17 protein-coding genes are annotated in these 23067 nt (G+C 67.9%); 5 read left to right on the top strand and 12 right to left on the bottom strand.

Translation table 11 applies throughout. The features are described from left to right. Nucleotides 1-111: 111 nt before the first annotated feature. Nucleotides 112-660 carry a DUF6013 family protein gene (locus F3J10_RS14580; protein WP_025097689.1) on the bottom strand — a complete coding sequence of 183 codons (549 nt, stop codon included), beginning with the start codon at nt 658-660 and terminating at the stop codon, nt 112-114. Nucleotides 661-1000: 340 nt separating this feature from the next. Next, a complete protein-coding gene (locus F3J10_RS14575; protein ID WP_166912038.1) occupies nt 1001-2017 on the bottom strand; it encodes a zinc-binding alcohol dehydrogenase family protein in 1017 nt (338 codons plus the stop codon). Between the two features lie 112 nt (nt 2018-2129). Here F3J10_RS14575 and F3J10_RS14570 point away from each other — a divergent pair, with 112 nt between their 5' ends. Further along, on the top strand, nt 2130-3098 hold the full coding sequence (locus F3J10_RS14570; protein WP_029949608.1) for a LysR family transcriptional regulator: 969 nt from the start codon (nt 2130-2132) through the stop codon (nt 3096-3098). Between the two features lie 183 nt (nt 3099-3281). After that, nucleotides 3282-4127 (top strand): phosphoserine phosphatase SerB, encoded by an 846-nt coding sequence (gene serB / locus F3J10_RS14565; protein ID WP_025097686.1) that lies wholly within the window; start codon nt 3282-3284, stop codon nt 4125-4127. A gap of 118 nt (nt 4128-4245) precedes the next feature. On the opposite strand, the gene F3J10_RS14560 is transcribed toward serB, so the two are convergent. The 5 genes from F3J10_RS14560 to rimO all read right to left on the bottom strand — a co-directional run bounded on the left by F3J10_RS14560 (nt 4246) and on the right by rimO (nt 9995). Beyond that, nucleotides 4246-5424, bottom strand: coding sequence for a cystathionine beta-lyase (locus tag F3J10_RS14560; RefSeq protein ID WP_025097685.1), 1179 nt, complete (start codon nt 5422-5424; stop codon nt 4246-4248). A gap of 262 nt (nt 5425-5686) precedes the next feature. After that, nucleotides 5687-6286 (bottom strand): hypothetical protein, encoded by a 600-nt coding sequence (locus tag F3J10_RS14555; RefSeq protein WP_205200298.1) that lies wholly within the window; start codon nt 6284-6286, stop codon nt 5687-5689. 99 nt (nt 6287-6385) lie between these two features. Next, nucleotides 6386-7576, bottom strand: a complete 1191-nt coding sequence (bktB, locus tag F3J10_RS14550) for a beta-ketothiolase BktB (RefSeq protein ID WP_167242366.1) — start codon at nt 7574-7576, stop codon at nt 6386-6388. 116 nt (nt 7577-7692) lie between these two features. Further along, a complete protein-coding gene (locus F3J10_RS14545; protein WP_167242374.1) occupies nt 7693-8619 on the bottom strand; it encodes a sugar kinase in 927 nt (308 codons plus the stop codon). Between the two features lie 8 nt (nt 8620-8627). Then, a complete protein-coding gene (gene rimO, locus F3J10_RS14540; RefSeq protein ID WP_167242365.1) occupies nt 8628-9995 on the bottom strand; it encodes a 30S ribosomal protein S12 methylthiotransferase RimO in 1368 nt (455 codons plus the stop codon). A gap of 431 nt (nt 9996-10426) precedes the next feature. On the opposite strand from rimO, the gene F3J10_RS14535 reads away from it, so the two are divergent. The 3 genes from F3J10_RS14535 (at nt 10427) to F3J10_RS14525 (ending at nt 17381) form a co-directional block, all read left to right on the top strand. Then, nucleotides 10427-11398, top strand: coding sequence for a class I SAM-dependent methyltransferase (locus F3J10_RS14535; RefSeq protein WP_167242364.1), 972 nt, complete (start codon nt 10427-10429; stop codon nt 11396-11398). A 176-nt stretch (nt 11399-11574) separates the two neighbouring features. Beyond that, nucleotides 11575-15966: a hypothetical protein gene (locus F3J10_RS14530; RefSeq protein WP_167242363.1), complete on the top strand. Its 4392-nt coding sequence runs from the start codon at nt 11575-11577 to the stop codon at nt 15964-15966. A gap of 389 nt (nt 15967-16355) precedes the next feature. After that, nucleotides 16356-17381 (top strand): response regulator transcription factor, encoded by a 1026-nt coding sequence (locus F3J10_RS14525; RefSeq protein WP_167242362.1) that lies wholly within the window; start codon nt 16356-16358, stop codon nt 17379-17381. 148 nt (nt 17382-17529) lie between these two features. Here F3J10_RS14525 and phaR read toward each other — a convergent pair whose 3' ends face one another. From phaR to F3J10_RS14500, 5 genes are all read right to left on the bottom strand, one after another. Beyond that, entirely contained in the window at nt 17530-18102 is a 573-nt protein-coding gene (gene phaR, locus F3J10_RS14520) for a polyhydroxyalkanoate synthesis repressor PhaR (RefSeq protein WP_025097677.1), read from the bottom strand. 134 nt (nt 18103-18236) lie between these two features. Then, nucleotides 18237-18977, bottom strand: a complete 741-nt coding sequence (locus F3J10_RS14515) for a 3-ketoacyl-ACP reductase (protein WP_025097676.1) — start codon at nt 18975-18977, stop codon at nt 18237-18239. 101 nt (nt 18978-19078) lie between these two features. Continuing rightward, nucleotides 19079-20260: an acetyl-CoA C-acetyltransferase gene (locus F3J10_RS14510; RefSeq protein WP_025097675.1), complete on the bottom strand. Its 1182-nt coding sequence runs from the start codon at nt 20258-20260 to the stop codon at nt 19079-19081. A 104-nt stretch (nt 20261-20364) separates the two neighbouring features. Next, entirely contained in the window at nt 20365-22299 is a 1935-nt protein-coding gene (gene phaC, locus F3J10_RS14505) for a class I poly(R)-hydroxyalkanoic acid synthase (RefSeq protein ID WP_167242361.1), read from the bottom strand. A gap of 412 nt (nt 22300-22711) precedes the next feature. Then, nucleotides 22712-23067: laccase domain-containing protein (locus F3J10_RS14500; protein WP_205200296.1), on the bottom strand; the 356-nt coding region annotated here is incomplete at its 5' end.

The following is a 23067-nucleotide window of genomic DNA, read 5'->3' as shown; positions in this document are numbered from 1 at the left end:
ATCACGACGCGCGCAAAAACGCGCCGCGCCAACCGGCACGGCGCGTCGCGCTTCATCACATCGATCAATACCGCCGCGCCGGCTCGCGCCGGGCGGCGCGAGACACTCGACTCACTGCTGGATCGATACCGTCACGCGCGTGCCGTCGCTCATCGCGATGGTCTTCGCGCCGCCGCGCGTCGAGAGCGAGACGCGCTTGACCTCGCTGACGGTGACCGGCTTCGGGCACTGCAGGGTCTTGCCATCGGCGCTCACCGAGGTGGTGCCGTCGGGCGCGCTGGCCTGGAAGCTGATCTGCACCGTGGCCATGCCCTTGGCGTCGACCGAGGGCGCGAGCCGCACCTGGGTCTGCCGGACCATCGCGCCGTTCGCGTCGCGCGGCAGGGAATCGGCATCGGGGCAACCGTCGGGCATCGCCACCGCGCCCGAGGGCGGCACCGACTTCCAGTTGAAGTCGTCGGTTTCGCCCGAGCGGATCTTGCGCGTTTCCTCGGAGGCGCCGAAGCGCTTCGAATCGACCTTCACCGTGTACTGGAGCTGGCCGTCGTTGCCGCCGCTGGCGCTGCCCTTGATCGGCGGCGCCGCGTTCGCGGCGGAGCTGGCGAGGGCCGCCGCGAAGGCGACGGCGCACACGGCGACGGACGGAATACGCAGGCTCATGCTGTCCTCCTGATATTGCGCCGCCCAGCGGGCGGCGCCTGGTTATATGGCAAGACACGATGCACGCGGATATCCAGTCTAATCGCAAGCGGCGGCTTCGGTGACGCTTGTATGGAGCATGTTGTGGTGGCGTCACGCGCACCGCGCGACGAGGCGCCGGCGCCCTGTGCGAGCGCGGCCGCCGATGGCGCGCCGCAGCATGCCGCGCCGTCGCGCAGCCACGCTCGACGACAAAGGCCGCCACGCATCGCGCGGCGGCCTTTGTCGTTGCAACGCAAGATGGCCGGGGCGAAGCGGCCGGCGCAAACCCACCGCCCTCGCCGCCGCGTCACACGCCGCGTCAGAACCCGCTCAGCACCAGCTTGCCGATCGCGCGCCCGGCCTCGAGCAGGCGGTGCGCCTCGCGCAGGTTCGCGGCGTTGATGGCGCCGAGCTGCTGGCCGACCGTGGCGCGCAGCGTGCCCGCATCGACCAGCCGCGCCACCTCGGTCAGCAGCTTGTGCTGCTCGATCATGTCGAGCGTGCCGAACATCGAGCGCGTGAACATGAACTCCCAGTGGAAGGCCGCGCTCTTCGCCTTGAGCTGCTCGACCGGCACCGGTTTGGCGTTCTCGACGATGGTGCAAATGCCGCCCTGCGGCTTGACGATCTCGGCGGCCGCCGGGAAATGGCGGTCGGTATCGTTGAACACCAGCACGTAGTCGACCGACTCGAAGCCGGCCGCGCGGATCTGCGCCGGCAGGTCGCCGAAGTGGTCGACCACGTGGTCGGCACCAAGCTCGAGCACCCATTTGGCCGACTCGGGACGCGAGGCAGTGGCGATCACCGTCAACTGGCCGAGCTGCTTGGCGAGCTGGATGCCGATCGAGCCGACCCCGCCCGCGCCACCGATCACCAGCACGGTCTTGCCCGCGTCGCGGCCTTGCGGCGACACCTTCAGGCGGTCGAACAGGGCCTCCCAGGCGGTGATCGCCGTCAGCGGCAGCGCGGCGGCGGCGGCGAAGTCGAGCGAGGCCGGCTTGAGCGCGACGATCCGCTCGTCGACCAGGTGGTACTCGCTGTTCGCGCCGGGCCGCGTGATGCTGCCGGCGTAATAGACCGGATCGCCGACCCGGAACAGCGTGACCTCGGGGCCGACCGCGGCCACCGTGCCGGCCGCGTCCCAGCCCAGCACGCGCGGGCTGGGCTCCACCTTGTCCTTGGGCGCGCGCACCTTGGTGTCGACCGGGTTGACCGACACCGCCTCGACCTTGACCAGCAGGTCGCGGCCGCTCGGCGCGGGGGTGGGCAGCTCGACGTCGACCAGCGACTGCGGGTCGTCGATCGGGAGGTAACGGGTCAGGCCAATCGCTTTCATGTGCTTGCTCCTCGATGGGGAAACGGATGCTTCGATGGAGGCCATCCTACGCGGCCCGATCCTGGAGAAAAACCGACATAATGCCGGAAACATTTTTTGGGAAATCCGGATAATGAGCGAGCCTCGCGAGCCCCGGGCCACGCCTGCCGACAAACCGCTCGACCTGCTCGACGTCGCGCTGTTCGTGCGCGCCGCGCTGCTGGCCAATGTCTCGGCGGCCGGCCGCGAGTTCGGCGTGTCGGCCACGGTGGCCAGCAGCCGGCTGGCCCAGCTCGAACGCCAGCTCGGCGCGCGGCTGCTGCATCGCACCACCCGGCGCGTGACGCTGACCCAGGACGGCGAGCTGTTCCTCGCGCGTGCCCAGACGCTGCTCGATGCGGCCGACTCGGCCCGCGCGGCGGTCGGCCGGGCGCGCGGCGAGCCGCATGGCCGCTTGCGCATCTCGATGTCCTCCTCGTTCGGCCGCCAGCACGTGGCGCCGGTGATCCCGGCCTTCCTGCGCCGTTATCCGCAAGTCTCGATCGACCTGCGCCTGTCCGACGAGATCGTCGACCTGGTCGACGAGGGCATCGACCTGGCGATCCGGCTCGGCGCGCTGCGCGATTCGAGCCTGGTGGCGCGGCGCCTGGCGGTGAATCGCCGCGTGGTCTGCGCCTCGCCGGCCTACCTGGCCGAACACGGCACGCCCCATCATCCGGCCGACCTCGCGCGCCACGAATGCGTGGTGCTCGGCGACCAGCGCGACTGGGCCTTCGAGACGCCGGCCGGCCCGCTCACGGTGCGCGTCGGCGGGCGGCTGGTGGCCAGCAACGGCGAGGCGATCCGCGAGGCGCTGGTGGACGGCTTCGGCATCGCCGTCAAGTCCACCTGGGACGTCGGCCCGAACCTGCGCGACGGTTCGCTGGTGCCCGTGCTGGCCGACTACCCGCTCGCCGAGCCCTCGGCGATCTGGGCGGTCTACCCGAGCCGCGCCTTCGTGCCCTTGAAGCTGACCGCCTTCATCGATTTCATCGCCGCGCATTTCGGCGATCCGCCCTACTGGGATCGCGAAGGCGGCGTCGCGCCCCGGGTGCCGCGCTAGCGCGGCCGAAACCGGAAATCGCTCAGGACGACGAAACCGACGATCCGCACCGGGCCGTCGCACTGCACGGCCTTGGCGCCGCCCTGCGCCGCGCCGAAACCGGCGGCCGGGCCGCGCCGACCGGCTACAATAGCGGCCTTCCCGGCGCGCGAGGCGCGCCGTTCCCGTCTCACGCGACCCGTCATGACCACGAATCTCGTCATCCAGAGCCCCGCGCCGCTGTCCCCGGTCCACCACAAAACCCTGCTCGCGCTGGCACGCGGCACCGGCCTCGCCTCGATCGACGAACAGGCGATCCGCATCGAGGGCGCGCAGCGCGCGCAGGCGCCCGACCTCGCCGTCTATTGCGGCACCCACGGCCTCGATTACGCCTTCGTCGAGGCGGGCCGCCGGCTCGGCGATTTCGGGCTGGTCGCGATGGACATGGATTCGACGCTGATCACCATCGAGTGCATCGACGAGATCGCCGATTTCTGCGGCCTCAAGGCCGAGGTCGCCGCGATCACCGAAGCCTCGATGCGCGGCGAGATCAAGGATTTCAACGAGAGCCTGACGCGCCGCGTCGCGCTGCTGGCCGGGCTCGAGGCCAGCGCGCTGGAACGTGTCTACGAGGAGCGGCTGCAACTGTCGCCGGGCGCCGAGGCGATGCTGGCCGGCGCACGCGCCGCCGGCCTCAAGACCCTGCTGGTGTCGGGCGGCTTCAGCTTCTTCACCGAGCGGCTCAAGGCACGGCTCGGCCTCGACTTCACCCGGGCCAACACGCTCGAGATCGTCGACGGCAAGCTGACCGGCAAGGTGCTCGGCGAGATCGTCAATGCCGAGGTCAAGGCGCGCACCGTGCGCGAGACCTGCGCGACGCTCGGCTTCGAGCCCTCGCGCGCGATCGCGATGGGCGACGGCTCGAACGACCTGGCGATGATGGCCACCGCCGGCTTCTCGGTGGCGTTCCGCGCCAAGCCCGTGGTGCGCGAGGCGGCCAGCGTCGCGTTCGACCACGTCGGCCTCGACGGCCTGCTGCGCCTGTTCTGAAGTGCCGCGCGCGGCCCCGGCGCAAGCCGCGAGGCCCATGAAAAATGGCAGATCGGCTCCGGCCGATCTGCCATTTTTTTCAGCGCGCCGGCCGACGAGCGGCCGGCGATGCCGCCGTTTATCCGAGCGTCGCGGCCAGCGCGCGTTCGATGTCGGCGCGCAGGTCCGCCTCTTCTTCCAGGCCGACGTAGAAGCGCACCAGGGTGCCCTGCGACCAGCTCGGCCGCATCGAGGCGATGTCGTAGGGCATCGCGAGACTGCGCGCCCCGCCCCAGCTCCAGCCGATCGCGAACAGGTCGAGCGCCTCGACGAATCGGTCGATCTGCTCGGCACGATAACGCGCGTCGAACACCACCGAGAACAGCCCGCCCGCGCCCGTGAAGTCGCGCGCGAAGGCTTCGTGGCCCGGGCAGTCGGGCAGCTCGGGATGCAGCACCGAGGCGATCTCGGGACGCGTCTTCAGCCACTTGGCCAGCGCCAGCGCGCTGCGGCTGTGCGCCTCGAAGCGCAGCCGCATGTTCGGCAGGTTGCGCAGGACCAGCGAGCAGTCGTCGGCCGACACGCCCAGGCCGGTGCGCATGCGCGCCAGCTTGAGCCGCTCGTGGATCGCGCGCTCGGCCGTGATGGTCGCGCCCATCAGCACGTCGCTGCCGCCCGACTGGTACTTGGTGAGCGCCTGCACCGAGATGTCGACGCCGTGCTCGAAGGGCTTGAACGCCAGGCCCGCCGAATAGGTGTTGTCGATCGCGGTGATCACGCCGCGCGCGCGCGCCACCGCCGTGATGGCCCGCACGTCGGGCACTTCCATGGTCACCGAGCCCGGCGCCTCCAGCCACAGCAGGCGGGTTTCGGGGCGGATCAGCTCGGCGATGCCGGCGCCGATCAGCGGATCGTAGAAGCGCACGCTGATGCCGAAATCGCGCGCCAGCCAGTTGCCGAGATCGGCGTTGGGGCTGTAGGCGTTGTGCGGGACCAGCACGTCGTCGCCGCTCTTCACGATGCCGAAATAGACGTTCATGATCGACGCCAGCCCCGAGGGCTGCAGCAGCGCGTGCGCGCCGCCCTCGATCACGGCCAGTTGGCGCGCCAGTTCGAGCGCGGTGGGCGTGGCGTGCAGGCCGTAGCGCCACTTGTCGTCCTCGCGCCAGTCGAGCGCGCGCATCGTCGCCAGATCGGGGAACACCACGGTCGAGGCACGCGCCACCGGCGTGACGAACGAGGCCCAGCCGGCGGGCAGTTCGCCTTCGGGCTGGACGATGCGGGTCTGGAGGGCGCGCGGCGAAGAGGTATCGGTCATATGAGGGAGAGGAGGCAGGAGAAACGATCCGCACAGGGTAGCCCGATTCGCGAAGCTTGGCCCGGTACAGTCGCCGGCGACGTCGCCGAGCCGGTCGGCGCGGGCGCGCCGGCGAGGCTGGGTGGAGTGTCATGCGGTTCGCGAAGGCGTCGCGAAACAGGTCGGCACAGCGGCGGACCAGGCGGTGTTCACCGCGGCGGCCGCCCCGCTCGGCGATGGCCGGGCCGGGGCGCGCCGCTTGCTGCATTGCGTCAGCGCCGGCTCAGTCCGAGGTGGAGAGATTGCCGACGCCGCCGACCGCGTGCCCCGCGCGCGGCGCCGCCCCGGTAGCCGCGGCACCGGAAGCGGGCACGGCCGGCGCCGGAGCATGCCCCGTCTGCCCCGTCTGCCCCGCATGGCTCGCGCCGCCGGCCGGGCGCAGCACCACCGGCTGCGGATCCGATTCGTCGGCATTCATGCGATCGGCCGACAACGCGCCCGATGCATCGAAATGGCCGACCCAGACGCCGGTGATATTGGTGCCGTCGTTCGACTCCTCGATCTCCAGCGTATCGCCGTCGCGATCGCCCGCCAGCAGGATCACCTGGCCCGTGTCGGCGTAGCGATATTCGCCGTGCACACCCGGCTCGTCCGTCTTCGGGCCGAGATGGGCCACGATCGCGCGGCCGCCCAGCGTGCCGTCGTAGCGCGGCAGCTTCTCGAGCGCCGGATCCGGCTTCAGCGGCTTGGCGGGCGCCGTGTCGTCGCGCTCGGGAGGGGCCGCCGCGGCGGCGGCCGCCGCCTCCGCGGTCGAGGCGCCCGAGGTAGCGGCCGCCGGCGGCTGCCTTGGATGCGTCTGGGCGTGCAGCGCGCCGGCTGCCAGCGCGCAGGAGAGCGCTGTCGCGAGTCGGGATCGGATGCGGGATCGGTTTCGGCTTGCGGCTGCCACGTCGGCTTGCTCCTTTTTACCAGGGGTCGGCAATCAGTCCATGCGCTCGAACACGGCGGCGATCCCCTGCCCGCCACCGATGCACATCGTCACGAGCGCGTAGCGGCCCGAGATCCGGTGCAGTTCGTACAGCGCCTTCACGGTGATCAGCGCGCCGGTCGCGCCGATCGGGTGGCCCAGCGAGATGCCCGAGCCGTTCGGGTTGACCTTGGCCGGATCGAAGCCGAGTTCGTTCGACACGGCGCAGGCTTGCGCGGCGAAGGCCTCGTTGGCCTCGATCACGTCGAGATCCGCAACCTGGATGCCCGCTTTTTCCAGCGCCTTCCGGGAGGCCGGCACGGGGCCGATCCCCATGTAGGCCGGATCGACGCCGGCATGCGCGTAGGACAGCAGCCGCGCCAGCGGCTTGAGCCCGCGCGCCTCGGCCACGCGCCGCTCCATCAGCGTGACGGCCGCGGCCGCATCGTTGATGCCCGAGGCATTGCCGGCCGTGACCGTGCCGTTTTCCTTCGCGAACACCGGGCGCAGCTTGGAGAAATCCTCGGCGCTCGCGTCGTGGCGCACGTGCTCGTCGCTATCGAAGAGCACGGTGCCCTTCTTCGAGCCGATCTCGATCGGCAGGATCTGCGTCTTGAAATAGCCGGCGCGGCTCGCGTGCGAGGCGCGGCGATGCGATTCGAGCGCCAGCGCGTCCTGCGCCTCGCGCGTGATGCCGTACCTGGCGGCCACGTTCTCGGCCGTCACGCCCATGTGGATCGACTGGAACGGGTCGTGCAGCGCGCCGAGCATCATGTCGACGATCTTCGCGTCGCCCATGCGCTGCCCGAAACGCGCCGCCGGCATCGTGTACGGCGCGCGGCTCATGTTCTCGGCGCCGCCGGCCACGGCGATGTCGGCATCGCCGAGCAGCACGCTCTGCGCGGCCGAGACGATCGCCTGCAGGCCCGAGCCGCACAGGCGGTTCACCGTCACCGCCGGCGTGTGCTGCGCGATGCCGCCCTCGATCGCGGCGACGCGTGCCAGGTACATGTCGCGCGGCTCGGTATGCACCACGTTGCCGAACACCACGTGCCCGACTTCCTCGCCGTTCACGCCCGCGCGCTCCAGCACCTCGCGCACCACGTGCGCGCCGAGCTGGGTCGGCGAGAATTCCTTCAGGCTGCCGCCGAAACCGCCGATCGCGGTGCGCACACCACTGACCACCACCACTTCGCGCTGCTGCATAGTGCCTCCGATGTCATCTGTTGGTGACCCGCAGGGTAATACGGATGCGGGGCGCGGCGATCGAGGATTCCTTCGAGCGGACCACCGCCGCCGGGGACGGCCGGCGGCGCTCGCGATCAGCCCTCGAGCAAGGCGCGGACCGCGTCCGCCTCGGGGATCGGGGCCACCGCGCCGTAACCGCGCGTGGACAGCGCGGCTGCCGCGTTGGCGTAGCGCGCGGCCGTGAACGGATCGTCGCCGGCCACGATTCGTGCGATGAAAGCGCCGCCGAAGCAGTCGCCCGCGCCGGTCGCGTCGAGTGCCTCGACCGCGAAGCCCGGCACCAGGCGCCGCTCGTCGCGCGTGGCGACATAGGCGCCGTCCTTGCCGAGCTTCAGCGCGACCACGGCCGGGCCGCAATCGAGCAGCGCATCGACGATCGCGTCGCGCTCCTCATGGCCGGTCAGCAGGGTCACGTCGTCCCAGCTCGGCAGGCAGATGTCGGTGCGCCGCAGCGCCTCCAGCATCACCGCGCGGGCCCGCGCGAGCGGCCACAGCTTGAGCCGCAGGTTGGTGTCGAAGCTCACGCGCACGCCGTTCGCGTGAGCATGGTCGATCGCCGCGAAGGCCGCGTCGCAGGCGCTCGCGCTGATCGCGAAGCTGATGCCCGACAGATGGATCACACGAGCCGCCGCGATCGCCTCGAGCGGCAGCTCACCGCTCGCGTAGCGGCTCGCCGCGGAGCCGGCGCGCAGGTAGTCGAAGGCGTGGCCATGCTCGCCGTGCGAGACGAAATAGACGCCGGTCGGCGCCGAACGATCGACGCGCACCGTCGCGGTGTCGACCTGCTCGCGCCGCCACAGTTCGAGCAGGAGCCGGCCGAAATGGTCGTCGCCGACCGCCGACACGAAACCGGTACGCGCGCCCTGGCGCGCGGCCGCGATGCAGAAGTTCGAGGTATCGCCGCCGAAACCCTGCAGGTATTGCGGCGACCCCGGCTGGGACTGGTTGAATTCGACCATCGCCTCGCCGAAGGCGAGGACTTCGGGGTACACCGGCGCCATCGACTCCGTCATGCCGCGCCGACCTCGCCCCACAGATCGTGGCCGTCGGCGCCGGTGATCATCACCGGCACGAAATCGCCGACCTTGTAGCGCTTGGCGCCCTGCGCCGGCTCGACATAGACCACGCCGTCGATTTCCGGCGCGTCGGCCGCGGTGCGGCCGATCCCGCCTTCGGCGTTGACTTCGTCGATCAGCACCTTCAGCGTCTGGCCGACCTTGCGCTCGATGCGCGCCGCCGAGATTTCCTCGGCCACTTCCATGAAGCGCGCGCGGCGTTCCTCGCGCACCTCGTCGGGCAGCGCACCGTCCAGTTCGTTGGCGGTAGCGCCCTCGACCGGCGAATAGGCGAAGCAGCCGACGCGATCGAGTTCCGCCTCGCGAATGAAGTCGAGCAGGGTCTCGAACTGGGCTTCCGTCTCGCCGGGAAAACCGGCGATGAAGGTGCTGCGGATCGTCAGGTCCGGGCAGATCTCGCGCCACTTGCGCACCCGGTCGAGCACCTTCTCGGCATTCGCCGGGCGGCGCATGCGCTTGAGCACGTCCGGGTCGGCGTGCTGGAACGGCACGTCCAGATAAGGCAGCACGTGACCGCGCGAGGCGCCCTCGGCCATCAGCGGGATCACCTCGTCGACATGCGGATACGGGTAGACGTAATGCAGGCGCACCCAGGCGCCGTATTGCGCGGCCAGCTCGCCGAGCGCGGCGACCAGCTCGGTCATGCGCGTCTTGAGCGGGCGGCCGTTCCAGAAGCCGGTGCGGTACTTGACGTCGACCCCGTAGGCGCTGGTGTCCTGCGAGATCACCAGCAGTTCCTTGACGCCCGACTTGAACAGGTTTTCCGCCTCCAGCATCACCTCGGCGACGGGGCGCGAGACCAGGTCGCCGCGCATCGAGGGGATGATGCAGAAGGTGCAGCGGTGATTGCAGCCTTCAGATATCTTCAGGTAGGCGTAATGGCGCGGCGTGAGCTTGATGCCGGCGGCCGGCACCAGGTCGGTGAACGGGTCGTGCGGCTTGGGCAGGTGGCTGTGCACCGCCTGCATCACCTCGCCCAGCGCATGCGGGCCGGTGACGGCCAGCACCTTCGGGTGCACTTCCTCGATCAGGCCGGCGCCGCTCGCGCTCTTCTTGGCGCCCAGGCAGCCGGTCACGATCACCTTGCCGTTCTCGGTCAGCGCCTCGCCGATCGCGTCGAGGCTCTCCTGCACGGCATCGTCGATGAAGCCGCAGGTGTTGACGACGACCAGGTCGGCGCCGTCATAGGTGCCTGAGATTTCGTAACCCTCGGCACGCAGCTGGGTGATGATTTGTTCGGAGTCGACCAGGGCCTTGGGGCAGCCGAGCGATACGAACCCTACTTTCGGGGTATGGGACATCGGGAATCTTGTGGGGGTGTGGCGGCAAAAGCGAGAGTTTACAGCGATTTAGGGCTGCGGGAGGGGAAAACACACCTGGTGAGTAAAAGCAACATGCTGCCCCCCGACAGTACTCCAGCAAGTTACCGTTGCCCCCGCATTTGCATCAGCGCAGCAGCGAGCACAGAGCTCATTCGCAAAGAGGCTCGACTACACCGGAAGAGTGGTCAATTCGAGAGGCACCGGCAAGCAGACAGATCAAACACCAAACACCTCGAAATTCGAAGATAAATTCTGCCACCGACCGCCTGCTTTATTCAAAAAACGTCAACCATAACATATTTCATTAACCCCTAAATTCCGCGTCGCAGCATAACAAAAAAATCCCACCCACGAACAATATCCATTAATATTTTTCAAAAAAATCAGAAAATAGAGAACAGCATGCAATCATGACCAGCTTTTTGGGAGATTCCTCGATGTCAAAAGAGTTGCAGATGCTGGAAGATCGTGCCTTGTCACCGAACCAGGAAGCCGTTCTATTCGAAGCACTGAAGAAGATCTATCCTGCCGGTTTCGATGAACAACCGCAGGCGGAAGAAACATTCGAGGTCGAAATTCACACTCGCTCCTATTGGTTCAGAAAGCGCTACATCCCCTGGATCGGAAGCTTCACAAGTTTAAAAAATCAAAAAATTCTTGAAATTGGCGCTGGAACCGGGACCTCAGCCATCCCTCTTGCCGAGCAAGGCGCGTACGTTTTCTCGATCGACATCAACGCTGCGGGATTGGAAGTCGCCCGAATCAGGTCTAGATTACACGGGCTGGATCACTTAACCGACTTCAATCTGGGGAACGCCGAGGAAGTTGGCGAGACATTCAAGGGCAAACAGTTCGACATGGTCGTCTACTTCGCATCGCTCGAGCACATGACCTACTCCGAGCGGATCCAGACTTTGCAAGCAGCGTGGCTGCTATTGAGCCCCGGGGGGCACTTGGTCGTCGTCGACAGCCCGAATCGCCTTTGGTATTTCGATGAACATACGTCGTTCACCAATTTTTTTCATTGGCTTCCAAACGATGTGGCCATCGACTACGCAAAACATACAGGAAGGGAAGGCTTCAATAAGGAGTTCGACGTCGCTGTCTCTGACGCAGACGTTCGTCTCGCACGCTGGGGCCGCGGCATAAGCATTCACGATTTTCAGATCGCCATCGGGCCGGTCGAATCCTGTCCGGTCGAACAGTTATGGACATCGGGCGAATGGGACTATCGCAGGGGCACGCAACCTGAGTGGGCGACTTGGCAGGCGACGACCTTGGCCGGTAGATACCATGCATTGATGCAGGAAATCTGCCCACAACTGCCTTCGGCATGGCTCGAGTCGGAAATCGCGATTGCACTGCGAAAACCGATGCGTTGATCACGTCCAATGCATCAGCCATCCTTAGAGAGTGGGTACCCGGCGCGATTCGCGCCGGAATCTGCATCGGGCCCACTGATCCATTGACATCACCGGCCCGCACTCGGCTTGGTGCATTCCGGCGGGACGATTGATTATCGCCGTCAGCGGATGGCCGACCAGTAGCAGATAAGCACATGGCCGGCCGTCGATGCGAACTGCTAATAACTCCCAGACACGCATGCCATGGTCCCGCTTCGCATCCCGCGACACGGCTTCCTGTCATCCAGATGACATGTTTTTCGGCATGCGCCACTCTCTGGTCATACGCGCACGGCACCGGCCGGTCCGGCGCCCATACCAACATCGATGCCCGTCTGAGAGCCCGGATGCCGCCGCCAGTCAATCGCCTGCCGTCTTCGCCTTCGGCGACCGCCCCTGGCGATCCCGCCGCAAGCACCGCCCATCCGGGCTCGTCGACAACTCCCGCCGCCCCCGCCCCAAGCCAGCAGTCACGCCGCGGCCCGCTCGACGCACTGTCCAGCCTGGCCTCGCGCATGGGCACCCGCAAGGCGGCCGGTGACGAAAACCGCGGCAGCAAGGAAAACCAGCACCGCACGCGCGCCGCGCTCGCCAAGACCGAAGCGGTGATCGGCCCGACCGCCTCCGCCGGCTACGAACTCTGGGCCGCCAATAACGCCACTTCGGCCGTCAACGGGATAGTCAGCACCTTCCACGGCGCCAACCCGGCCACCCAGGCCGTTTCGAGCGCCGCCAACGGCGTCGGCATGCTGCCGCAGACGCTCGATATCGTCTCGACCGGCGTCGGTTACGCGAACAAGACGCTGAAGGTCTCGCAGACCCACGCCGACGCGAAGCAGGCCCGGCCCGGCACCCTCGCCGGCAACGATGCGCTGAGCGCCCACGCGCAAGCCAAGGAGGCGCTGGCCAAGGCGACCCCGGGCGCGATCCGCGATGTCGGCCTCGGCGCCGCCGGCCTCGCGGGCCGCATCCACAGCGCCGCGGACCACGGCAAATCGCTCTACGGCAGCGGCGCCCTGACGGCCGACGGGGCCCTGGGCCTGGCCGGCGGCGGCGCCTACATCGGCGCCGGTGCGCTGCAGAACCGCGGCGTCAACCAGTCGGTGGACCGCATGCAGGCGCTGCGCTCGGCCGTCACCCGCCCGCCCAGCGCGCGCCAGGATGTCGGCAGCGCCGCGACGCGCCAGCTCGACGCGCTGTTCGCGAGCGACAAGCTCGACGCCAACGTCTACTCGATCCTGCGCACGCGCAGCGAACCCGAGATCGCGCGCTTCCTCGCGCATCACGCCACGCTCGGCCTGGCCGGCCAGCAGAAGCTGCGCCAGGTCCTGCACTTTCCCGGCGAGCGCAACATGATGCAGGTGCTGAACCTGGGCCGCACCAGCAACATCAACACCGCCAGCATGCGGCGCGGCGCGCGCGAGGCGGTGATCGACGCCTTCATCGGGATGGAGGTGCGGCCCGGGCGCACCGAGGCCGTGATGGACCAGTTGAAGACGGCGCGCGCCGAGGCGCTGGGCCGACCGATGGCGCCGGCGGTCGCGGCCGTCGAGACGCAGATGCGCGCGGCGGGGATCGACACGGCCGAATTCGCGCCGGGCAGCCTGCGCGCGATCGCGGCATCGGGCGACGCGGCGGGCTTCATCCAGCACTACCAGGCCCTGCCGGCCGAGGACAGGAGCAAGCTGCACGCCGCCCTGCACTTCGGTTCGTGGCGATTCTGGAAAGCCGACGCGACGCTGCCGACCACCAGGCCGCAACGCGCCGACATCCGCGCCGCGCTGGTCTCGCAGTTCGCGAAGGGCGCCAGCGTCGACCGCCTCGCCGCACTGAAGCTGCGCTACAACGAGAAGGTGCTGCCGCTGCAGACGGGTCGCACGCACGCGCGCCCGGCGGTGCCGGATACGCTGCGCGCGCATATCCTCGCGCACCAGGACCTCAAGCTCGACTCGCTGAAGGAGGAGAAGCGGCACGCGAAGATCCAGATGGGCTACGGCACCGCCATCGGCGCGCTGACGATCGCCGAGCTCGCTGTCAATCCGGCCGCGGGCGCCGGCATCAGCGCCTCGCGCGCAGTCATGAGCCCGGTCTACCTCGCCTACGCAGGACGGCGCGGCGTCGTCGCCGAGATCAACGCGCGCAAGGCCCGGCCGATCGACGCCTCGATGCGCGAGGAAGCCCTGCTGCGCGCGATGCCGACGATCCACGCACGGATCGCCGAAGGCCAGGCCGATCCGGCCAGGCTCGCCGATCCCGCGAAGTTCATGAAGGACGCGCTGGCACTCTCGACGGCGCAGATCGGCAAGCTCGACGCGCTGCAGCGCTCGGGCGACACGGCAGCGGCCCAGGCCCTGCTCAAGGATCACGCGCCCGACGCCAATGCCCGAATCGCCCTGCGCGTGCTCGCCGAGCAGAGCACGGGCGCGAGCGGCAATGCCGCGCAACAGGCAGCCGCCCGCGCCTTCCTGCAGGACGAGGCGCGCGCGAGCGGCAATCCGCAACTGGCGCAGGTCGCGGCCGACGCCACGGCGGATCAGGTGTATGCGCAACTGAATCGGCATTTCCTCGAAGACGCCGCGCTCAATCCCAAGGCGTCGCTGCCGGCGCTGGCGCAACGGCTTTCGGCGGGCGGCAATACCGCGGCCCTCGACGCGCAACTCGGCTTCGATACGCGCGCCTACCAGGGCCAAGCTCCCGAGCACATTGCCGAGCAGCTCGCCACGCGTTTCGCGCAGGACAATCCCGTCTACGCGACCCGCCTGTTCGGCGCGCAACTGGCCGGCCTCGACGGCACGGCCAGCCCGGCGGACGCGCGCAATACCTTGCGCGATTTCCGCTTCAGCGAAACCGAGATCCAGGAACTCGCCGCCAAACCTCCGGCCGAGGCCGCCGACTGGCTCAACTCGCATCTGTTCGGCGAAAACCTGCGGCGACGCTTCTCGAATGCCGTGCTCGACCCGCGTGGTGTCGCCGCCGCCACCAGGCTGGCCGAGCGCATGCCGGAGCACCCAGCGAACGCGCGGGAACCGCTGACCTGGCGCCTCGGCCTCGAGCAGGCGGGCGCGCATGTGATCGATAACGCCGGTTCGCCCGGGCTCGATTCGATGCTGCATGCCCTGCACCAGCAGTTGTCGGGCAGCACGGCGCCCTCGCCGAGTGCCGGCTCGCGCAAGGTGATGGAAGCACGCCGGCGCGTGTTGGCCGAGGTCACCGCCGGCCAGGCCGATCGTCACGTCGACGTGACGCGCGATGCCGACACGATCGTGCGGATCGCGGCCGCCACCTTCGGCAAACCGGGCGCCACCGCGAAAATCGTCAAGGCCTCGGGCGGCGGGCATCCGACGATCGCGGGCGGCGACGGCATCGCCGATGCCTCACGGATCGCCGCCGTGCTGGTTCACGATCAGCAGACCGGGCGCAGCTTCGTGCTGCATGGCGGCGATGCCGCAAAGCTCGGCGCGACGCATCAACCGGCCGATCGGCAGCCGCCGGGCACGAGCTCGTCGACCGATGGCAGCACGTCGTCCGACGCGCCCGGCGACGATGCACGCGCGGCTCGTTCGCATTCGCGCGGCAACGGCCCGGCGCGCGTGCCCAATGCCGTGCCGGGAGACACGACGCACCAGCCGCTGCGCGCGGGGCGCCGTCGCCAGGATCCGAACGCCGTCGTCACGGGTAACGACGAGCCTCGCGACTGGCTGCCCGAGCTGGAATTCGGCTCCTTCTCGAAGGACCTGCTCGGCTCGGTCGGCATCGACCTGCCCGATGGCGAGGCCTTGCTGCCCGCCTCGGCGGTCAGTCGCGCCGCGCCGCCCACCACGCAGGCCGCGGCCTCGTCTTCGCGCCTCGCGACCGGCGCCGCCGCCTCGAGTTCGGCGCAGGCCACCGACGAAATTCACAGCCTCGCCGACCTGCGGCGCTTCATCACCGAAACGGGGCGCGCGGGCCAGACCATCGCGCTCGGCCGCTCGACGGTATCTCCCGGGCAGGAAACGCTGTATGGCTATCGCGGCCTCGTCTATCGCGGCGATACGCGTTCGCCGAACCAGTTGCGGCTGGACGGCGGCTTTCGCAGCGCCCGCCCGCTCGACGAGGACGCGAACCTGCTGGAAGCGCAGGGACTCGGCGAGCACAAGGGCAATCCCGGGCAATCCGGCGTCGCCACCTCGAAAGTCGCGTCCACGGCGCTATCCCAGGCCGCTGGCGGCGGCGCCGGCGAACGCGGCTACGTCTACCTGATCGACACGCGGCGCTTCGCCGAAACCGATCGCGCCTACGACCTGACCCATACGTTGGCCGAGGCCGGTCATCTGCAGGCCGGGCAAGCCGCCGACGGGCACGACGATCCGACCGGCGCGACCGTCAATGCCACGCGCGTGCCGGATTCGGCGATCGTCGGCTGGGTGAGGCTGCCCGAATCGGGCGCGCTTGCCGGCGAACTGCACTCGGCCACGCCCGAGGCACGCGCGAGCCTGCTCGCCGAACTGGTGAAAAGCGATCGGGCCAGCGTGCATCTGAACGACGGCCGCGCCTCGATGGAAGACTGAGCGGGCACTACCGCCGCGCGATGGATGCGCCTGCCCTCTCGCGGCGCGGGACCGGCTTTTGCGCCGCCGCATGCGCAGCCCGCCAGACTGCAACGATTCGTTACAGCGGGTTCGACCCGCCAACGCCGGCCGCCGCACGAAAAATGCCGCATCGCAACGGACATGCCCGCGGCCTTCGTGCTTTCCCGGATCGCTCGGTTTATTGGCCTGTGCGCCTTTCCTCCGATTTTTGCGACGGACTTTCCAATCGATTCTTTCAGGGTCCGATGGCTGCAACAGCCTGTATCTTTTCGTTACAAATTACCAATCGAAGCGATTTAGCATGACGGGATACTGCAAAAAACGGCTCCTATCTTCAATCGCATCTATACCGAACGAGGCGAGAAACGATGAAAGTCGCCATTCTCGGCGGTCCGGCCAATCAAACCAAGCAACTGGAATCGTGGTTGCGAAATGACGGTCATCAGCCTGAATTCTTCAAGACTGGAAATAATTTTTTTGCCGCGCTCAGGCGCAACGATTTCGAACTCCTGCTGGTCGACGTGGTGCTGCCCGATCTGTCGGGCATCGACCTGATCGCCTGGGCCCGGCATCACTTCGACTGGCACGTGCCGATCGTCGCGATGACGGCGCGCGACACCTGCCAATCGGCCGCCGAGGCGCTGAAAGCCGGCGCCGACGATTATCTGGTGCGTCCGATGCGCGAGGCCGAAGTCCAGTCACGCATCATAACCGCGGCCATGCGATATGCAGGCGATTCGAATGACCGTGCCGATTTCGGCGCTTATTCGCTCGATACGAAAACCGCGAAGATTCGGCTGCATGGCGAATCGGTCAATCTGACTCGCAAGGAATTCGAATTGGCCGCCTATTTTTTCCGACATCCGGATCAATTGATTTCACATGAAACCTTATTGAATCGGATCTGGAAATTGCAAAGCGACATCGACACGCGCACGGTCGCCACTCATGTGAGCCGGATCCGCAAGAAACTGCAGCTCGACGGCAGCCACGGCTGCGAAATCCTCTCGCTCTACGGCTATGGCTACCGCTGCCTGCTCAATCGCGTCGACACGGCGAGCACGCCGGGCAGCGAGGCGCCAGAGCCGACACCGCCCGCCGCCGGCCCGATCGCCCTGCCCGGCGGCGCGAGCCCGCTCGCGACGATCGACGCCTCGCTGGCACCGATCGACGTCGCCTGCGAGCCATCGCTGTCGCTGCACGAAGCCCGGCGCCCGGTCGACCGCTACGTCGCCAACCTGCTCAAGGAACGACAGGATTTCGAGGATCAGATCCGCCGCCTGCGCGACGCGTTCTGCGAGGCGACGCTTGAGCTGCGCGCGCTGAAGCGCCAGCACGGGCGCCGGCATCACGAGGTGGAGGCCTACGCCGACTTCAGCGAGGACTTGGCCTGAGCCCAAGCGAACGCGCCGCCGGAGACGACTCTGCGGCGGCGCGTTCGACCATGGCGTGGCACTCGCATGCGAGCGCCGGACATGACAAAGGCCCGCACCAGGCGGGCCGTTTCGATACCGGGCCATCATCCGATGGCCCCGTTGCTGCTTATTTCTTGTCGGGATCGTCCGACGGCGTCGGCTGCTTGAACGGGAACGAGCTGAACATCGATTTCGCCTGGCTCTGCATCTGTTCCTGCATCTGCACGAACATGTTCTTCGACTGCTCGATGTAGCTGGTCATCATGCCCTGCATCATCGGCGCCTGCATGTTCATGAATTGCGACCAGACCTCGGGGTTCATCGCGTTGCTGCCATCGTAGAGATTCTTCGACTGGTCGGCGAGCTTGTTCTGGATGTCGATGAAGGCCTGGATGTTCTTTTCCAGGTAGGTGCCCATCATGCCCTGCATCGCATGGCCGTAGAAGCGGATGATCTGCGAGAGCATCGACGAGGAGAACATCGGCACGCCGCCGCTTTCCTCCTCCAGGATGATCTGCAGCAGGATGCTGCGCGTGAGGTCCTCGCTGCTCTTCGCGTCGACGACCTTGAAATCCTCCTGCTCGAGCACGAGCTGCTTCACATCGGTCAGCGTGATGTACGTGCTCGTTTCGGTGTCGTACAGCCGGCGATTCGGGTACTTCTTGATGAGTCGTTCGGCAGTCTTCTTTGTAGTAGTCATGGAACACCTGTGAGCGCCGGGGTGGCGCGATGACAGCGCTCGCCGCCGCGACGGCGCGCGGCCGGACGGAACGCACTCGGAATCTGTCGAGCCCGCGGCGCGGCCTGCCCCACACGGCGGCCGCGCCAGCAGGCTCAGCCCATGTGCAGACCGCCGTTGAGCGAGAAGTCGGCGCCCGTGGCGAAGCCCGATTCGTCCGAAGCGAGCCAGGAGACGATCGAGGCGATCTCGTCGGGCGAGCCGAGTCGGCGCACCGGAATCGTCGCGACGATCTTCTCGAGCACGTCGGGGCGGATCGCCTTGACCATGTCGGTGCCGATGTAGCCCGGCGACACGGTGTTGACCGTCACGCCCTTGGTCGCCACTTCCTGCGCCAGCGACATGGAGAAGCCGTGGATGCCGGCCTTGGCGGTCGAGTAGTTGGTCTGGCCGAACTGGCCTTTCTGGCCGTTCACCGACGAGATGTTGATCACCCGGCCCCAGCCGCGCTCGACCATGCCGTCGATCACCTGCTTGGTCACGTTGAACAGGCTGGTCAGGTTCGTGTCGATCACGGCCTGCCAGTCTTCCAGCGTCATCTTGCGGAACACCACGTCGCGCGTGATGCCGGCGTTGTTGACCAGCACGTCGACCTCGCCCACCTCGGCCTTGACCTTGTCGAAGGCGAGCTTGGTCGACTCCCAGTCGCCGACGTTACCCTCGGAGGCGTAGAAATCGAAGCCCAGGGCCTTCTGGTCCTCGATCCACTTCGCGCGGCGCGGCGAATTCGGTCCGCAGCCGGCGACCACCTTGAAACCCGCCTTGTGCAGACGCTGGCAAATGCCCGTCCCGATGCCGCCCATGCCGCCCGTTACGTAAGCCACTCGCTGAGTCATACTGAACACTCCATTTATCGTTGTCGAAGCGCCGGACGGCGCTTCCTTCGTCGTCTGCCTGGTTCAAGCGCGGCGCGCTCCCACCGCGCCGCGCGGCGGCGTCACGGGCGCTCGACCGCCAGCGCCACGCCCATCCCGCCGCCGATACACAGCGATGCGAGGCCGCGCTTCGCATCGCGCTTCTGCATCTCGTGCAGCAGCGTGACCAGGATCCGGCAGCCCGATGCGCCGATCGGATGACCGATCGCGATCGCACCGCCGTTCACGTTCACCTTCGAGGTATCCCAGCCCATCTGCTGGTGCACGGCGAGCGCCTGCGCCGCGAAGGCCTCGTTGATCTCCATCAGGTCGAGATCGCCGACCGACCAGCCGGCGCGCTCCAGGCAGCGGCGCGAGGCCGGCACCGGGCCCATGCCCATCACCTTCGGATCGACGCCGGCATTGGCGTAGGCCTTGATGCGCGCGAGCGGCGTGAGGCCGAGCGCCTTGGCCTTCTCGGCCGACATCACCAGCACCGCGGCGGCGCCGTCGTTGAGGCCCGAGGCATTGGCCGCCGTCACCGAACCTTCCTTCGAGAAGGCGGGCTTGAGGCCCGCCAGCGACTCGGCCGTCACGCCGTGGCGCACGAACTCGTCGCTGGCGAAGCGGATCGGCTCGCCCTTGCGCTGCGGGATCTCGATCGGGACGATCTCGTCGTCGAAGCGGCCCGACTTCTGGGCGGCCTCGGCCTTGTTCTGCGAGAGCGCCGCGAAGGCGTCCTGGGCCTCGCGCGTGATGCCGTATTCCTTGGCCACGTTCTCGGCGGTGATGCCCATGTGGTAGTTGTTGTAGACGTCCCAGAGGCCGTCCACGATCATGCTGTCGACCAGCTTGGCGTCGCCCATCCGGAAGCCGTCGCGCGAGCCCGGCAGCACGTGCGGAGCCGCGCTCATGTTCTCCTGGCCGCCCGCGATGACGATCTCGGCGTCGCCCGCGATGATCGCGTTGGCGGCCAGCATCACGGCCTTGAGGCCGGAGCCGCAGACCTTGTTGATGGTCATGCCGGGCACGGCGGTGGGCAGGCCCGCCTTGATCACGGCCTGGCGCGCCGGGTTCTGACCCGATGCGGCCGTCAGCACCTGGCCCATGATCACTTCGCTGATCTGGTCAGGCGCCACACCGCTGCGTTCCAGCACGGCGCGAATCACGCTCGCGCCCAGTTCCGGCGCGGCGATCTTGGCCAGCGAACCACCGAATTTGCCGACCGCGGTGCGCGCGGCCGATACGATCACTACGTCAGTCATGTCTTCATCCTCCAGGCCCGCACCGCGACCCGCTCCATTGAAAAAATGCCGGGGCACAGACGGCCAGCGTGCGCCGCCTGTCGCGATCCGTCAATGCTCCTGCTTCAATTCCTTACCAGGACGTAGCGCCCGGGTGCCGGCTCGATCACCGGGAAGTGCGCCGAACCCAGCGAGGCGCGCGGCTTGGTCTTGCGGCCGCCGTATTGATCGAGCCAGTCGATCCATTCCGGCCACCAGCTGCCCGGGTGCTCGGTCGCCGCGTCGAACCACTCCTGCGCCTGCTCCGGCAGCTCCTTGGCGTCGGGCGCGTCGAAGCTCCAGTAGCTGCGCTTGTTCTTGGCCGGCGGATTGATCACGCCCGCGATGTGGCCCGAGGCGCCGAGCACGAAGCGCAGCGGCCCGGTCAGCAGCGAGGTCGAGGCGTAGGCGGTCTGCCAGGGCACGATGTGATCCTCGCGCGAGCCGTAGATGAAGGTCGGCACGTCGATGCGCGTGAGGTCGACCGGCTCGCCGCACACGTTGAGCGCGCCGGGCTCGCGCAGCTTGTTCTCGAGGTAGGTGTGGCGCAGGTACCAGGCATACATCGGGCCCGGCAGGTTGGTCGAGTCGCTGTTCCAGTACAACAGGTCGAACGGCGCCGGCGTGCGGCCCTTGAGGTAGTTGTCGACCACGTAGTTCCAGACCAGATCGTTGGGCCGCAGGAACGAGAAGGTATTGGCGAACTCCACGCCATGCATCAGGCCCGGCGCCGTGCCGTGCTTGCCGCCGATCGACTGCTCGCGCATCTGCACGTGCGCCTCGTCGACGAACACGTCGAGCACGCCGGTATCGGTGAAGTCGAGCATCGCGGTGAGCAGCGTCATCGAGGCTACCGGGTGTTCGCCGCGCGCGGCCAACACCGCGAGCGCGGTGGCCAGCATGGTGCCGCCCACGCAGAAGCCGAGCGCGTTGATCTGCTCGCGGCCGCTGATCTGCTGGATCGTGTCGATCGCGGCCAGCACGCCCTCGTTCATGTAGTCGTCCCAGCCCTTGGCCGCGATCGACGCATCGGCATTGCGCCACGACACCAGGTAGACCTGGTGGCCGCTGGCCAGCGCATGCGCGACCAGCGAATTCTCGGGCTGCAGGTCGAGGATGTAGAACTTGTTGATGCAGGGCGGCACGATCAGCAGGGGCCGCTCGTAGACGGTCGCCGTGACCGGCTGGTACTGGATCAGCTGGATCAGGTCGTTCTCGAACACCACCGCGCCGGGCGTGTTCGCGAGGTTCTTGCCGACCACGAATTGCGATTCGTCGGTCTGCGAAATCTTGCCGCGTTGCAGATCGCCGAGCAGGTTCATCATGCCCTGCCGCAGGCTTTCGCCCTGCGTGTCGAGCACGCTCTTCTGCGCCTCGGGATTCAGCGCCAGGAAGTTGCTCGGCGACAGTGCCGCGGTCCACTGCTGCACCGCGAACAGAATCCGCTCGTGCGTCTTGGCATCGGTCTCGACCGCCTCGGCGAGCGCCTGCAGGTAGCGCGCGTTGAGCAGGTACCAGGCAGCCGTGAAAGCATGCGCGGGCGAAGCCTTCCAGGCCTCGGCGCTGAAGCGCCGGTCCTTCAGCTCGGGCGCCTCGAGCTGCGAGGCGGTCGCCTTGCGGAACAGCTCGGCGCTCTCGCGCGCATAGTCGGCCTGTAGCTGCTGCAGCCGCGCCGGCGGCACCGAGGCGACCGGCAGCGACATGCCCGGCAGCGCCGCGCCGCCGGGAAAGGCCGCGCCGAACTGGCCGCCGAACGGATTGCCGAATTGAGCTGCAAACGGTGCACCACCCGCGGCCGACCACTCGGGCAGCTTGGGCATGGCGAACGGAAAGGGAAAGGAAGCAGCCGGATTCGCTTGCGCAGACTGACTGGCCGCGGCGCGCAGGGGCTGCGCGAAGCGGCCCCATGCGTCGAGCCACTGCTGGAACATCTGTTGAATCGGCTGGGACGCATCGGCCGTCTGGCGCCCCGGATTGAAGTCCGCTTGTGAGGAAGTCGACGAATTTTTCGGTGCTGTCATACCTGCCTTACCGGTGATTCCTGGCTGTGCATCTGGACATCCTGCGTCAACGACCTGCCGGCGACGCGACCTGCCGGCCGTCATACGCTGGAGGTGGCTTCACGATTCTGCCGCAGTGCAGTAGTTTTATCATTATCGTTTTCCCCCATGCGCTGCCGCGGGGGAAAACGCGCGAGGCCGCGACTATGCGGCAATCCGTCGCAACATCGTCGGCGAGGCCCGGCCCGAGGCGACGTGCGAGTGGCTTGGAGCCGGTTCAGCCTAACCGGGTTCCGTGACGGGAATCATGTCACGCGCCGCAGCAAAAAGTCCCCGGCATTTGTACCGGGCCAGGCAAGAAATACCCGTATCGATATGAGCGAGGGGCCGTGGAGAGGCGATCCCCCGTGCTGCCGGCCCACTCGCCAGGCTTCTAGTCGTTGATCCAGATCATCGCGGCCATGCGACCCGTGACCCGATCGCGCCGGTAGGAGTAGTAGCGATGGCGCTCGGTCACCGTGCAGGCGGTGCCACCCGTCGCCTGCGTGATGCCGAGCCGCGCCAGGCGCAGGCGCGCCAGCGCGTAGAGATCCGCATGGTGCTTGCCCGCCGCGCCGTCGATCGCGACGAAGGCGCGCGCGGTCGCATCGCGCTCGTCCGGCAGCGCCGCATCGGCGAATGCCGCGTGCACGTCGGCGCCGACCTCGAAGACGCGCGGGCCGATCGCCGGGCCCAGCCAGGCATGCAGGCCGCTCGCCTCGACGCCGGCCAGGTCCGCCACCCGGGCCA

The sequence above is a fragment of the Burkholderia sp. Cy-637 genome, from assembly GCF_011753175.1.
In the GTDB taxonomy this organism is placed as follows: Bacteria; Pseudomonadota; Gammaproteobacteria; order Burkholderiales; family Burkholderiaceae; genus Burkholderia; species Burkholderia gladioli.
The sequence above is the reverse complement of the archived record's forward strand: the minus strand, read 5'-3'. Positions and strand labels throughout refer to the sequence as shown.